This is a genomic window from Streptomyces sp. NPDC058751 (genome assembly GCF_042746485.1).
In the GTDB taxonomy this organism is placed as follows: domain Bacteria; phylum Actinomycetota; class Actinomycetes; order Streptomycetales; family Streptomycetaceae; genus Streptomyces.
Genome location: NZ_JBHYPZ010000006.1, coordinates 1 through 15,139, shown reverse-complemented (window position 1 = coordinate 15,139; position 15,139 = coordinate 1). Strand labels below are relative to the sequence as shown.

6 protein-coding genes, 1 tRNA gene and 1 rRNA gene are annotated in these 15,139 nt (G+C 69.6%); 1 reads left to right on the top strand and 7 read right to left on the bottom strand.

Annotation, left to right across the window (positions count from 1 at the left end):
* Positions 1–56 precede the first annotated feature (56 nt).
* From ACFW6B_RS07980 to ACFW6B_RS07965, 4 genes are all read right to left on the bottom strand, one after another.
* Positions 57–917, bottom strand: a complete 861-nt coding sequence (locus ACFW6B_RS07980; RefSeq protein ID WP_386593204.1) for a helix-turn-helix domain-containing protein — start codon at positions 915–917, stop codon at positions 57–59.
* 333 nt (positions 918–1,250) lie between these two features.
* Positions 1,251–4,001, bottom strand: coding sequence for a DNA translocase FtsK (locus ACFW6B_RS07975; protein WP_386593202.1), 2,751 nt, complete (start codon positions 3,999–4,001; stop codon positions 1,251–1,253).
* A gap of 136 nt (positions 4,002–4,137) precedes the next feature.
* Entirely contained in the window at positions 4,138–4,821 is a 684-nt protein-coding gene (locus tag ACFW6B_RS07970; RefSeq protein WP_037620357.1) for a two-component system response regulator, read from the bottom strand.
* A gap of 332 nt (positions 4,822–5,153) precedes the next feature.
* Positions 5,154–10,649: a HAMP domain-containing protein gene (locus ACFW6B_RS07965; RefSeq protein ID WP_386593200.1), complete on the bottom strand. Its 5,496-nt coding sequence runs from the start codon at positions 10,647–10,649 to the stop codon at positions 5,154–5,156.
* A gap of 421 nt (positions 10,650–11,070) precedes the next feature.
* Between ACFW6B_RS07965 and ACFW6B_RS07960 the strand changes: the two genes are divergently transcribed.
* Positions 11,071–13,821 (top strand): SpoIIE family protein phosphatase, encoded by a 2,751-nt coding sequence (locus ACFW6B_RS07960; RefSeq protein WP_386593198.1) that lies wholly within the window; start codon positions 11,071–11,073, stop codon positions 13,819–13,821.
* A gap of 105 nt (positions 13,822–13,926) precedes the next feature.
* On the opposite strand, the gene ACFW6B_RS07955 is transcribed toward ACFW6B_RS07960, so the two are convergent.
* The 3 genes from ACFW6B_RS07955 to rrf form a co-directional block, all read right to left on the bottom strand.
* Positions 13,927–13,999: transfer RNA gene (locus tag ACFW6B_RS07955), tRNA-Thr, on the bottom strand.
* Between the two features lie 83 nt (positions 14,000–14,082).
* Complete coding sequence (locus ACFW6B_RS07950) at positions 14,083–14,745, bottom strand: DegT/DnrJ/EryC1/StrS family aminotransferase (RefSeq protein ID WP_386593545.1); 663 nt, start codon at positions 14,743–14,745, stop codon at positions 14,083–14,085.
* A 113-nt stretch (positions 14,746–14,858) separates the two neighbouring features.
* Positions 14,859–14,975 (bottom strand): 5S ribosomal RNA (gene rrf / locus ACFW6B_RS07945).
* Between the last annotated feature and the right edge of the window lie 164 nt (positions 14,976–15,139).

Here is a 15,139-nt window from a genome sequence, read left to right as displayed (position 1 = left end):
TCGACGGGGTTGGCCGATCTTGGCCAACCCCGTCGACGGTGTGCTGCCGGTGACCCCTATCCGACCTGCGGGTCACCCTTCGTGTACGTCAGACGCTCCACCGCGCCCGGCTGGAACTGATCCTCGATCTTCTTGCCGTTGACGAACAGCTGGATGGCTCCGGCGTCGCCGAGGATGAGGTTGATCTTGGAGCTGTCCTGGAAGGTCTTGGACTCGCCCTGCTTCAGCAGCCCGTCGAAGAGCATCCGCCCGTTGTGGTCCTTGGCGGAGATCCAGCTGCGTCCGTCCGCGGCGCTGACCTGCACGGTCACCTTGTCCTGCGGAGCGGCCGCGATGGCACTGTCGGACGGTTCGGGCTTCGGGTCGGCGGGCTTGGTGGCGGTCGCGGACGGGGCCGCGGACTTCTTGGTGGTGATCGGCGTGGACCCCTCGGCGACCTGGGTCTTCGAGTCGTCGCCGTCGCCGCCGCCCTTGACCATGGTGAACCCGGCGAAGCCGATCACCGCGACGATCGCGGCGACCATGGCGGCCGTCCAGTTCGGCCCGCGGCGCTCGGGACGGATGCGTTCCGCCTCGAACAGCGGGGCGGCGGGCGTGGGCGCGGGACGTCCGCCGTGTTCGGCGTCGTACTGCGCGAGCAGCGGAGCCGGATCGAGGTGGACGGCCCGGGCCAGGGTCCGGATGTGCCCGCGAGCGTAGACGTCTCCGCCACAGGGGGCGAAGTCGTTCTGTTCGATGGCGTGGATGATCGTGATGCGGACGCGGGTGGCGTTGCTGACGTCGTCGACGGTCAGACGGGCCTCGATGCGTGCCTTCTGAAGGGCACGGCCGATCGAGGGCCGCTCAGCCGTAGGGTCGTCTTCGAACGGACGCTCGTCTTCGGGGGAGTTGCCGTCAGGTGAGTTGGCGATGGACACGGGGGCGCCTTTCGAGCGTGTAGCCACCTGTGCTGGAGGTTCAGTCTAGGGGGGGTACGAAAGGGTGGGGCAACCGGGCGGTGGGACTTTGTACGCCATCAGAATGGCCGGTCATCCTGATATAGGGACATGGTGACGTCCCTTCGCACAACTTGACGTGCGACAAGGCGAAACGGTTGCCCACCGACTCCTTACGGGTGAGTCACATTCACATATCAGCCGAGTGCGGAACATGACGTTCCGCCATTCACCCGACAACACGGCCGCTCACTGAGCGGCCGCCCCGCGCTCACCGCGCCGTCACCGGCCGTCCCGTCCCCCCTCGCCGGGGTTCTACGCTTCTGCTTCCCCGCGCATCACGGCCAACACCCCGTCCAGCTCGTCGGCCTTCACCAGGACGTCACGCGCCTTGGAACCCTCGCTGGGCCCGACGATCCCGCGCGACTCCATGAGGTCCATGAGCCGGCCGGCCTTGGCGAAGCCCACGCGCAGCTTGCGCTGGAGCATCGAGGTGGACCCGAACTGCGTGGAGACGACCAGTTCGGCGGCCGCGCACAGCAGGTCGAGGTCGTCGCCGATGTCCTCGTCGACCTCCTTCTTCTGCTTGGTCTCCACGGTGACGTCGTCCCGGAAGACGGGCGCCATCTGGTCCTTGCAGTGCCGCACGATCGCCGCGACCTCGTCCTCGGTGACGAAGGCGCCCTGCATGCGCGTCGGCTTGTTGGCCCCCATCGGCAGGAAGAGCCCGTCGCCCTTGCCGATGAGCTTCTCGGCACCGGGCTGGTCGAGGATGACCCGCGAGTCCGCGAGGGACGAGGTGGCGAAGGCGAGCCGGGAGGGCACGTTCGCCTTGATCAGACCGGTGACGACGTCGACGGACGGCCGCTGCGTGGCGAGCACCAGGTGGATGCCGGCGGCACGCGCGAGCTGGGTGATGCGCACGATCGAGTCCTCGACGTCGCGCGGGGCGACCATCATCAGGTCGGCGAGCTCGTCGACGATCACCAGCAGGTACGGGTACGGGGTCAGCTCGCGCTCACTGCCCTCGGGCAGCTTGACCTTGCCGTTCCTGATGGCCTCGTTGAAGTCGTCGATGTGCCGGAACCCGAACGCCGCGAGGTCGTCGTAGCGCAGGTCCATCTCCCGTACGACCCACTGCAGCGCCTCGGCGGCCCGCTTCGGGTTGGTGATGATCGGCGTGATCAGGTGCGGGATGCCCTCGTACGCGGTCAGTTCGACGCGTTTGGGGTCCACGAGGACCATCCGCACGTCCTCGGGGGTCGCCCGGACCATGATCGAGGTGATCAGGCAGTTGATGCAGGACGACTTGCCGGAGCCGGTGGCCCCGGCGACGAGGACGTGCGGCATCTTCGCCAGGTTGGCCATCACGTAGCCGCCCTCGACGTCCTTGCCGAGCGCGACCAGCATCGGGTGGTCGTCCTCCGCCGCGTCCGCGAGGCGCAGCACGTCACCGAGGTTGACCATCTCGCGGTCGGTGTTGGGGATCTCGATGCCGACCGCGGACTTGCCGGGGATCGGGCTGATGATCCGCACGTCGGGGCTGGCGACCGCGTACGCGATGTTCTTGGTGAGCGCGGTGATCCGCTCGACCTTCACGGCGGGGCCGAGCGTGACCTCGTACCGCGTGACCGTCGGTCCGCGGGTGAAGCCCGTGACGTCGGCGTCCACCTTGAACTCGGCGAAGACCTGGCGCAGGGAGTCGACGACCGTGTCGTTGGCGGCGCTGCGGGTCTTGCCGGGGCCGCCGCGCTCCAGGAGGTCGAGGGAGGGCAGCGCGTAGGTGATGTCCCCGGAGAGCTGGAGCTGCTCCGCGCGCGGGGGCAGCTCGCGCGGGGCGTCGGGCGCGGCCTTGGTGAGGTCGGGCACGGCCGACTCGGCCGGCAGGACTTCCTGCCTGGGCCGCTTGGCGCCCGGTACGGCCTTGGCCCGGGCGGCCGGTACCGGCGTCGTCTCCTCGTACCCGTCACGCTCGACGGCGACGCCCTGCGTCAGGTCGGCGACCAGGGGCGAGGGCGGCATCCCGTGCAGCACGGCGCCGTCCAGCGCCGCGGCGGCGGCCGCGGCGACGTCCACGGCGTCCATCGGCCGGTTCATGTCGGGCTGCTGCGCGCCGGGCCGCCGGGGGCGGCCCCTGCGGGTGAGCGCCTCCTGCTCGGCGCCCTCGGGACCGTACGTCCCGGGGGCGCGCGAACGCCCGCCGGAGCGCCCGGCGATCCCCTCGCGCCACTGCTCGTCGTAGCACTCGTCGTCCTCGCCGGGCAGGTCCGCGTCGGAGTCGGCCTGGACGATGCCGAGCCTCTGCCCGAGCAGCCGCAGCCGCTGGGGGATCGCGTTGACCGGGGTCGCCGTGACGACCAGCAGACCGAAGACCGTGAGCAGCACCAGGAGCGGTACGGCCAGGACCTCGCCCATCGCGTACGTCAGCGGGGTGGCCGCTCCCCAGCCGATGAGCCCGCCCGCGTCCCTTATCGCCTGCATCCCGTCGCTGCGCGCCGGCGATCCGCACGCGACGTGCACCTGCCCGAGGACACCGATCACGAGCGCCGACAGACCGATCACGATCCGGCCGTTGGCGTCGGGCTGCTCGGGGTGCCTGATGAGCCTGGCCGCGATCACGGCCAGGAGTATCGGGACGAGGAGGTCGAGGCGGCCGAAGGTACCGGTGACCAGCATCTCGACGAGGTCGCCCACGGGACCGCGCAGATTGGACCACGTACCCGCTGCGACGATCAGCATGAGACCGATGAGCAGGAGCGCGAGCCCGTCCTTGCGGTGCGCCGGGTCGAGCCCCTTGGCGCCGCGCCCTATCCCGCGGAAGGTGGCCCCTACGGCATGGGCGATGCCCAGCCACAGGGCGCGTACGAGTCTGTACACGCCCGCGGTCGGGTTGGGCGCCGGCGCGGGAGCGGGCTTCTGCGCCGGGGCCCTCTTGGCGGGCGCCTTGCCCGCGACCGCCTTCTTCGCGGGGGCCTTTTTCGCCGGGGCCTTCTTCGCCGGAGCCTTCGTCGGAGCGCCCGCCTTCTTCGCGGGCGGCTTCTTGGCTGCGGACTGACGTGAGGCCATGTGTGTGAGGTTACCGGTGGAGACGACAGCGGACACGTGTGCCCAGTGCTTCACCCGATCGTGTCGCCCTCGCAGGGAGCGGAACTGACGCTTCCTCAAGGCCCGGCGGGTCCGCCCGGACCCGCTCGCACAAACCTCAGCTCTGCGACGGCACCGACGGTGCCCCGCTCCCCGTGCCCGGCTCCAGGGCGTCCAGCGCCCTGCGCAGTCCGGTGAGTTTGCGCTCGAGATGAGCCGCGGTCGCCACCGCCGCCGCGTCCGCGGAGTCGTCGTCGAGCTGCTTGGACAGCGCCTCGGCCTGCTCCTCGACGGCCGCGAGCCGCGCGGAGAGTTCGGCGAGGAGTCCGGCGGGCTCCTTGGCCTCACCGAGCGCCGCCTTGCCGCCGCCCTCCAGCTGGAGCCGCAACAGAGCCGCCTGCTCACGGAGTTGGCAGTTCTTCATGTAGAGCTCGACGAACACCGAGACCTTCGCGCGCAGCACCCACGGGTCGAAGGGCTTGGAGATGTAGTCCACCGCGCCGGCCGCGTACCCCCGGAAGGTGTGGTGGGGGCCGTGGTTGATGGCGGTGAGGAAGATGATCGGGATGTCCCGGGTCCGCTCACGCCGCTTGATGTGCGCGGCGGTCTCGAATCCGTCCATGCCGGGCATCTGAACGTCCAGCAGAATGACCGCGAAGTCGTCCGTGAGCAGCGCTTTGAGCGCTTCCTCCCCGGACGATGCCCGTACCAGTGTCTGATCGAGCGCGGAGAGGATCGCCTCCAGCGCCAACAGATTCTCCGGCCGGTCATCGACCAGGAGGATCTTGGCCTTCTGCACCATGGCCCGCCCTCCTCGCCCCGGCATGGGGCCTCCCCTGTCCGCAGGACTTGGGGAAGCGCCTGGCGCCGCCCCGGGGGACGACTCCCTTGCGCCGCCCGTCCTTGTGCCGGTCATGCTAGCCGTACCCCGCCCGTCGCCACACCCTGTCACCGTGATGTCACTGTGCACGTAGCAGAAACGCGGCAGGAGACCAGAAGGTTCCCCGTATCCCGGGCTTCTACACGGTTTCGGGCACAGTCAGTCATCCGAGGCCGGGCCGCGCGAACGGCCGTGCCGCACGGTGCTCCGACGACGGACACACCGTGACGACCCGGGTCACTCCCCCCAGTGTGTCACCCCTCGCGCATCCACTGCGCCATCACCGACAGCAGATGATCGGGATCGACGGGCTTGGTCACGTAGTCGGAGGCACCCGACTCGATCGCCTTCTCCCGGTCGCCCTTCATGGCCTTCGCCGTGAGCGCGATGATCGGCAGCCCCGCGAACTGCGGCATCCGCCGGATCGCCGTGGTCGTGGCGTAGCCGTCCATCTCGGGCATCATGATGTCCATCAGAACGACCGTCACGTCGTCGTGCTGCTCCAGGACCTCGATGCCCTCGCGGCCGTTCTCGGCGTACAGCACCGACAGCCCGTGCTGCTCGAGGACGCTGGTCAGCGCGAAGACGTTGCGGATGTCGTCGTCGACGATCAGCACCTTCTCGCCCTCGAAGCGGACGCCCCGGCCCTGCCGCGGTCCCGCGTCCTGCTGCCCCGCGGTCGCCCACGCCTCCTGGGCGGCGCCGTCACCGCCGTCCTGCTGCCCGGAGACGTCCGCTCGCTGCTCGGCCGCCGGCAGCGTCCTGCGGCGCCTCCTGAACAGCGCGGCGGGCCCGTTCTGGGCGTCCTGGTACGACTTCACCTCGGCCGGCATCCCGATGCTGTGCAGCTCGCCCTCGGAGGCCAGCAGCTCCCCCGCCTCCATCGCCGGCGCGAGCTGTCCGTAGCCCTGCGGCGGCAGTTCGCTCGGGTGCAGCGGCAGGTACAGGGTGAAGGTGGAGCCGCGCCCCGGCTCGCTCTGGGCGTAGATCTCGCCGCCGAGCAGCCGCGCGATCTCCCGCGAGATGGAGAGCCCGAGCCCCGTGCCGCCGTACTTGCGGCTCGTCGTGCCGTCCGCCTGCTTGAACGCCTCGAAGATCACCCGCATCTTGCTGGCCGCGATCCCGATGCCGGTGTCGGTCACGGAGAACGCGATCAGGTCGGCGTCCGCGTCCCGCAGCGCCCCCGACTCCAGGAGCTGTTCCCTGATGGCCACCGGCGCGTCCGCCCCGGCGGGCCTGATCACCAGCTCGACCGCCCCGGAGTCGGTGAACTTCACCGCGTTGGAGAGCAGGTTGCGCAGCACCTGGAGGAGCCGCTGCTCGTCGGTGTGCAGCGTGGCGGGCAGCTCCGGCGAGACCCGTACGGAGAAGTCGAGCCCCTTCTCCGCGGTCAGCGGACGGAACGTCGCCTCCACGTAGTCGACGAGCTGGACGAGCGCGATACGGGTCGGCGACACGTCCATCTTGCCCGCCTCGACCTTCGACAGGTCGAGGATGTCGTTGATGAGCTGGAGCAGGTCGGAACCCGCGCCGTGGATCGTCTCGGCGAACTCGACCTGCTTCGGCGTGAGGTTCGTGTCCGCGTTGTCGGCGAGCAGCTTGGCGAGGATCAGCAGCGAGTTGAGCGGCGTCCGCAGCTCGTGCGACATGTTCGCCAGGAACTCGCTCTTGTAGCGCATGGAGACCGCGAGTTGCTCGGCGCGCTCCTCCAGGACCTGCCGCGCCTCCTCGATCTCGGTGTTCTTGACCTCGATGTCGCGGTTCTGCTGGGCCAGCAGCTCGGCCTTGTCCTCCAGTTCCGCGTTCGAGTCCTGGAGCGCCTTCTGCCGGTTCTCCAGCTCCGCGGAACGTTCCCGCAGCTGCTCGGTGAGCTCCTGCGACTGCCGCAGCAGCACCTCCGTCTTGGTGTTGACCGAGATGGTGTTGACGCTCGTCGCGATCATCTCCGCGATCTGGTTCAGGAAGTCCTTCTGGATCTGCGTGAACGGCGTGAACGACGCCAGCTCGATGACACCGAGCACGGTTCCCTCGAAGAGCACCGGAAGCACGATGACCTGGGCCGGAGGCGCCTCGCCGAGCCCGGAGGAGATCTTCAGGTAGCCGCTCGGCGCGCTCTCCACGAGGATCGTGCGCTTCTCCTGCGCGGCCGTCCCGATCAGCGCCTCACCGGGCCGGAACGACGTCGGCATGGAGCCCATCGAGTAACCGTACGACCCGAGCATGCGCAGCTCGTACGCCTCCTCGTCCTCGGTGCCCGCGTCCTTGCCGTCGACCAGCGGCATCGAGAGGAAGAACGCGCCGTGCTGGGCCGAGACGACCGGCGTCAGCTCGCTCATGATCAGCGAGGCCACGTCGTCGAGGTCGCGGCGGCCCTGCATCAGCGCGGAGATGCGGGCGAGGTTGCCCTTCAGCCAGTCCTGCTCCTTGTTGGCGATCGTGGTGTCGCGCAGGTTGGCGATCATCTTGTTGATGTAGTCCTGGAGTTCCTGGATCTCACCGGAGGCGTCCACGTCGATCTTCAGGTTCAGGTCGCCGCGGGTGACCGCGGTCGCCACGCGCGCGATGGCACGCACCTGCCGGGTCAGGTTCCCGGCCATCTCGTTCACCGACTCGGTCAGGTCGCGCCAGGTGCCGTCGACGTCACGGACCCGCGCCTGACCGCCCAGCTGCCCCTCCGTGCCCACCTCACGGGCGACCCGGGTGACCTCCTCCGCGAACGACGAGAGCTGGTCGACCATCGTGTTGATGGTGGTCTTGAGCTCCAGGATCTCGCCGCGCGCGTCGATGTCGATCTTCTTGGTCAGATCGCCCTTGGCGATGGCCGTGGTGACCATCGCGATGTTGCGCACCTGGCCGGTCAGGTTGGACGCCATCCCGTTCACCGACTCGGTGAGGTCCTTCCACGTCCCCGCGACTCCCGGGACGTGCGCCTGGCCGCCGAGGATGCCGTCCGTACCCACCTCGCGGGCCACCTTGGTGACCTGCTCGGCGAACGAACTCAGCGTCTTCACCATGGTGTTGAACGTGTCGGCGAGCTGAGCGACCTCACCGCGCGCCTCGATCGTCACCGTGCGGGTCAGGTCTCCGTTGGCGACGGCCGCCGCCACCTGCGAGATGTTCCGCACCTGCATGGTCAGGTTGTAGGCCATCAGGTTGACGTTGTCGCTCAGGTCCTTCCAGATGCCCGTGACGCCGGGCACCCGCGCCTGGCCGCCGAGGATTCCCTCGGTGCCCACCTCGCGGGCCACCCGGGTCACCTGCTCGGCGAACGACGACAGCTGGTCCACCATCGTGTTGACGGTGGTGACCAGTTCGAGGATCTCGCCCCGGGCGTCGACGGTGATCTTCTTGGACAGGTCGCCCATGGCGACCGCGGTCGTGACCTCGGCGATGTTGCGCACCTGGCTGGTCAGGTTGTTGGCCATGAAGTTCACGGACTGGGTGAGGTCCTTCCAGGTGCCCGAGACACCCTGCACCTCGGCCTGGCCGCCGAGGATTCCCTCGGTGCCCACCTCGCGGGCCACCCGCGTCACCTGCTCGGCGAAGTTCGAGAGCTGGTCCACCATCGTGTTGAGGGTGTTCTTCAGCTCCAGGATCTCGCCGCGCGCGTCCACGTCGATCTTCTGCGACAGGTCACCGCGCGCCACCGCGGTCGCGACCTGCGCGATGTTGCGCACCTGGGCGGTGAGGTTGCCGGCCATGCCGTTCACCGAGTCGGTCAGGTCGCGCCACACACCGGCGACGCCGGGCACCTGCGCCTGACCGCCGAGCCGGCCCTCCGTACCCACGTCCCGGGCCACCCGCGTCACCTGGTCGGCGAACGCGGAGAGCTGGTCCACCATCGTGTTGATGGTGTTCTTCAGCTCCAGGATCTCGCCGCGCGCGTCCACGTCGATCTTCTGCGACAGGTCACCGCGCGCCACCGCCGTGGTCACCTGGGCGATCTGCCGCACCTGCGAAGTGAGGTTCCCCGCCATGAAGTTGACGGAGTCCGTGAGTTCCTTCCAGGTGCCGGACACCCCGTCCACCCGGGCCTGACCGCCGAGCCGGCCCTCCGTGCCCACGTCCCGGGCCATCCGCGTCACCTGGTCGGCGAAGCTGGACAGCTGGTCCACCATGGTGTTCACGGTGACCTTCAGCTCCAGCATCTCGCCGGCCACCTCGACGGTGACCTTCTGCGACAGATCGCCGTTGGCGACCGCCGTCGTCACCTGGGCGATGTTGCGCACCTGACCGGTCAGGTTCTGGAACGCCGTGTTGACGGAGTCCGTCAGGTCCTTCCAGGTGCCCGCCACTCCCGGTACCTGGGCCTGGCCGCCCAGTTCGCCCTCGACACCGACCTCGCGCGCCACGCGCGTGACCTCGACACCGAACGACGAGAGCTGGTCGACCATCGTGTTGACGGTGTTCTTCAGCTCCAGCATCTCGCCGGCGACCTGGACACTGACCTTCTGCGACAGATCGCCGCTGGCCACCGCCGTCGTCACGGCCGCGATGTCACGCACCTGCGTCGTCAGGTTCCGGAAGACCGTGTTGACCGAGTCCGTCAGGTCCTTCCACGTTCCCGCCGCCCCCGGCACGTTCGCCTGACCGCCGAGCCTGCCCTCGCCACCGACCTCGTTGGCGACGCGGGTGACCTCGTCGGCGAACGTCCGCAGCGTCTCCGTCATCTGGTTGATCGTCTCGGCGAGCTGCGCGACCTCGCCCCGTGCGGAGACGGTCACCTTCTGCGACAGGTCACCGTTCGCGACGGCCGTGGTCACCTGCGCGATCCCGCGCACCTGGGCCGTCAGGTTGCCGGCCATGAGGTTCACCGAATCGGTGAGGTCCTTCCACACGCCGGCCACACCGGGCACCTGCGCCTGACCGCCCAGCTCGCCCTCCGTACCCACCTCGCGGGCGACGCGTGTCACCTCGGAGGAGAAGGAGGAGAGCTGGTCGACCATCGTGTTGACGGTGTTCTTCAGCTCCAGCATCTCGCCGGCCACATGGACGGTGACCTTCCGCGACAGGTCACCCTTGGCGACCGCCGTGGTCACGAGAGCGATGTCACGCACCTGAGCGGTGAGCCGGTACGCCATCGTGTTGACCGAGTCCGTCAGGTCCTTCCACGACCCGGACATACCGCGGACCCGGGCCTGTCCGCCCAGCTTGCCCTCGGTGCCCACCTCACTGGCCACCCGGGTGACCTCGTCGGTGAACGTCGACAACTGGTCCACCAGGTTGTTGACGGTCCGGCCGACCTTCAGGAACTCACCGCGCAGCGGATGCCCGTTCCCGTCCGCCGCCTGCGCCCGCAGGTCCATGCGGGGCGACAGGTCGCCCTCCGCGACAGCGGACAGTACCCGGCCGACCTCGGAGACGGGCCGTACGAGATCGTCCACCAGCGCGTTCGACGCGTCGATCGCCGCCGCCCAGGCGCCTTCGCCCGTGCCCGCCTCCAGCCGCTCCGTGAGCTTGCCCTCACGGCCCACCACGCGCCGTACCCGCGACAGTTCACCCGTCAGATGCAGATTCCGGTCGGCCACCTCGTTGAAGACGGCCGAGATCTCGGACATCACGCCGTCACCGGAAACAGTGAGCCGCTTGCGGAAGTTGCCGTCCCTCATCGACACCAGGGCCGCCAGCAGCCGGTTCAGGGCCGCCGTGTCCACCTCGGTGGTGCCGTTGCGCGGTGTGCGCCCGCTGTTCAGGGACTGTCCGCCTTTCGCGCGCGCCCTACCGCCCCGCGTCGCTGCGCCAGACTCCACTGTGTCCCTCCGCAAGGGTCGACCGATACTGCTCGGCGTACTCGGGTACTTCTACTCGGCACTTCTGCTTCTGCTCGGGTACTTCTTCTCCGTGGTGCGCGGGAGGCGTGCGACCTGCCCGGACCTTCTCCTGGAACCTGCCCAGTGTTTCACCCCGGCCCAACCAGGCCATAACAGTTCGGCAGCTTCGCACATCGTCCGCACACCCACGGGACAATCCTCCGGCCCTGGCCGGAGGCGCTCCCACGCGTCCGCCCGAACGTAAACACCGCACTCTTCAAGACGGAAACACCCGCGACCCGCATCCGCGGGGGCCGCGAAGGTAAGTAACCTTGCAAGCGGCTGTCCAGCCGTGCCGGTCCCGTCCGGCCTGGGCGGTGGCACGAGTACGAGCGGGCAGGCATCGGAGGGGCACCGCACCATGACCACCGGACTGCATCCCGGGGGGACACCCCAGGATCCCCGGCCGACAGGGCACCACACTCTGCCCACGCAGGAGCGGGCCGGCCTCGGAACCCCGCATGCCGCCGACGACCGGACAGGGAGTTCAGTGATCACCGCGCGCGCGGCCGCCAGTTTCGAACCCGTGGGACGGTCCGTCGCGACCGCCCGCTCGTTCGTCCGGGACACCCTCCAGGGCTGGGGCTTCGCCGACATCGTCGACGACGCCGTCGTTCTGACCAGCGAGCTGGTCACCAACGCCGTCGTCCACGCGGGCACCTCCGCCGACGTCCTGTGTCTGCGCAGCGACGACGGCGTACGCGTCGAGGTGGCGGACCGCTACCCGGAACGCGAGATCCCGCTCCAGGCCACGGCCGTCAACATGGGCAGCCCCGACCGCGAGGGCGGCCGCGGCCTCCAGCTCTGTGCGGCCCTGGCCCGCCGCTGGGGCGTCGACTACACGCCCACCCACAAGCGGGTCTGGTTCCAGCTCGACCTCCCCGAGCGCGTGATCGGCACCCGCGCCGCCGGCCCCTCCCTCCCCGCCGACCTCCTCCCCCTGGCCGACGGCCGCGTGCGCGTCGCGGTCGTCCAGATCGACCGCACCGGCGCCGTCAACGCCTGGAACGAGGACGCCGAGGAGCTCTTCGGGTACTCGGCCGAGCAGGTCACCGGCAAACCGCTCACCGACTTCGCGGCCTGGCCGCACACCCCCGGCACCGGCACCGGCATCGCCGAAGCCCTCCAACTCTCGCGCTGGGAAGGCAGTTACGGCGTCCGCTGCGCCGACGGCCGCGTCACACCTGTGTACGCCTCGCACCTGCGGGTCCGTGACACGAGCGGCGAGCCCTCCACCGTCTGCCTCCTCGTACGCGACCACGAACGCGCCGTCCTGCAGACCCCGTTGCGCGGACCCGCCGCCGACACGGGCGCCCACGCGGAGGGCCAGGCCGCCGACCCGTTCGAGGTCTTCATCGGCTCCCCGGCCCCGGACGACCTCGACGGCCTCCTCCAGCGCACGGTGGAACGCGCCCGCGACATGCTCGACGGCGACTCCGCCTTCCTGCTCCTCGCGACCGACGACGAGACGGAGTTGGAGGTACGCGCCTCCACGGGCCTGCCCTCCGCGCGCCAGCGTTTCGCCCGCGTCCCCGTCGAGGCGGGCCCCGGCCGCTACGGCTCGGCCCGGATGCCCGCCGTCCACGAGGACCTGACCCTCGTCCCCGGCGCCGTACCCCTCCTCGGCGGCACCGGCATGCGCTCGGTCGTCACGGTCCCGCTGAAGGTCGAGGGCCGCCTCACCGGCTCACTCGGCGTCGCGGCCGAATCGCCGGGACGCTACTCCAACGAGGAGGCCCTGCGCCTCCAGTTCGCCGCCGACCGCATCGCCCTCGCGGTGGAGTCGGCCCGCCTCGGCGAGCTGGAACGTCTGCGCCGCGGTTCGCTGTCGTTCCTCGTCGAGGCGTCCGACCTGCTCGCAGGCACCCTGGACCGCGACCAGACGCTCGCCCTCATGGCCCAGATGACGGTCCCGACCCTGGCCACCTGGTGCGCCGTGTACACGATCGCCGACCAGGCTTCCGACCCCTACCTCTCGTACGTCCTGCACGAGGACGAGGAACTCATCGACGGCCTCAAGGCGTTGCTGTCGAAGATCGCCCCGCCGGACCCGGTGCCCACCCCGGGCGCCCGTGTCTGGTCGGCTCCGGCGGCGGCCGCCCACGACGCCGCCCTGCGGACCTCCATGCGCAGCCTGGGCCTCGGCGGGCAGCCGTCGATGGGCTCGGGCATCGGCCCGACGCTGGCGACGGCCGCGGCGGTCGGCGGCGAGACCGTCGTCCTTCCCCTGGTCGCCCGCAACCGTGTCATCGGCATGCTGACCCTCGGCAAGCCCTCGGACGAGCATTTCCGCCAGGAGATCCTGGAGTTGGCCGAGGACCTCTCCCGGCGAGCGGCCCTCGCCCTGGACAACGCCCGCCTGTACTCGGAGCGCACGGCCATCAGCCAGTCCCTCCAGCGCAGCCTCCTGCCCCCGGAACTCCCCCAGATCGAGGGCGTCGAGGTCGAGGTCATCTACCGCGCGGCCGGCGAGGGCAACGAGGTCGGCGGCGACTTCTACGACCTCTTCCCGATCCGTGACGGCGCGTACGGCTTCGCCATCGGCGACGTCTGCGGTACGGGCCCGGAGGCGGCGGCGGTCACCGGTCTGGCCCGGCACGCACTGCGCCTGCTGGCCCGCGAGGGTTACGACGGCCCCGCGGTCCTGGAGCGGCTGAACTCCGCGATCCTCGACGAGGGCGCCCGCAGCCGCTTCCTGACGCTCCTCTACGGCGAGTTGTGGCCCCAGGAGGACGGGAGCGCCGTCCTGAAGGTCGTCTGCGCCGGCCATCCGCTCCCGTTGCGCCTGCGCCAGGACGGCACGGTCGAGCCGGCCGCCGAACCGCAGCCGCTCCTCGGTGTCATGGACGACCTGGAGCTGTACGAGCAGCGGGTGACGCTCGATCCGGGCGACGTCCTGCTGTGCGTGACGGACGGCGTCACGGAGCGGCGCGAGGGCACCCGCATGCTCGGCGACGACGGCCTCGCGGACGTCCTCACCACGTGCACGGGGCTGACGGCCGGCGCGGTCGCCGCGCGCATCATGCGCGCGGTCGAACGCTTCGCCTCCGACGCCCCGTCGGACGACATGGCGATCCTGGCGATGCGCGTCCCCGGCCTCCCCACGGACTGACCCGACGACCGACGCTCCCGGGACCTGTCTCCCGGGAGCCGGGTTCCGTCCGACCCAGGACATGCGAAAGGCCCCCGCCCACAAGGGCGGAGGCCTTTCTTTCTGAGCCCCCCAACGGAATCGAACCGTTGACCTTCTCCTTACCATGGAGACGCTCTGCCGACTGAGCTAGGGGGGCCTGTCGCTTTCGAGGTTTCCCTCGCGCCAACAAGAGAGATCATACCCTGAATTGGGCCGTGCTCCCAACCAGTCCGGCCCTGATCAGAAGGCCGGTTGCAGCAGCCCGCCGAGCGCGTTGCAGGCGGAGACGATCCGCTGCATCTCGCGCTTGGTCAACGTCCCGTCCACGGGCAGCGAAAGGGTCTCGTCGGCGGCCCGCTCGGTCTCGGGAAGCTGTACGTCGCGACGGAACCCGGGCATGCGGTGCACCGGCGTCTTCACCGGCACCCGGCACTCGACTCCCCTGGCCCGTACGGCACGAGCGAAGGCGTCGCGGTCCGGACGCCCGTTGCCGGGCACCCGTACGACGTACTGCTGGTAGGTGTGTCCGTCGCCGCTGAGCGGTGTGCGTACGCCCCTGAGCCGGCCGTCGAGGTAGGCGGCCCGCTCCCTGCGCTGCGCGATCTCGTCGTACGGCGCCTCGGACTCACCCTGTTCCAGCACCAGGACTTCATGCCGCTGCCCCAGCTCCCGCAGCCGCGCCATGTCGGCCGTCCGCCCGAAGCGGTGCACGACGACGAGCGCCGCCGTCCGGGGAGTTACGACCGCTTCCACCGCGTCAGGGTCGAGGCAATACGTCACCGGGTCTATGTCGGCGAAGACGACCGTTGCGCCGGCCCGGGTGACGGCTTCGGCGACTTCCACGTTCCCGAAGGCCGGAACGACGACCTCGTCACCGGCTCCGACACCCGCGGCCCTGAGCATTGCAGCAGTACTCATGATGGAGAGGTTGGTCGCGCAACGTGAACTTCAAGTGAAACCAAACGAAAAAGAGCTGGTCCCCGAACCGAAGTTCGGGGACCAGCTCTCTAAAATTTGTTCGGCGGCGTCCTACTCTCCCACAGGGTCCCCCCTGCAGTACCATCGGCGCTGTGAGGCTTAGCTTCCGGGTTCGGAATGTAACCGGGCGTTTCCCTCACGCTATGACCACCGAAACTCTATGAAACTGTCAACCGGAGCCGAGGCCATGACGGCTACGACGGTTGTTCGTGGTTTCAGAACCAACACAGTGGACGCGAGCAACTGAGGACAAGCCCTCGGCCTATTAGTACCAGTCACCTCCACCCGTTACCGGGCTTCCAGATCTGGCCTATCAACC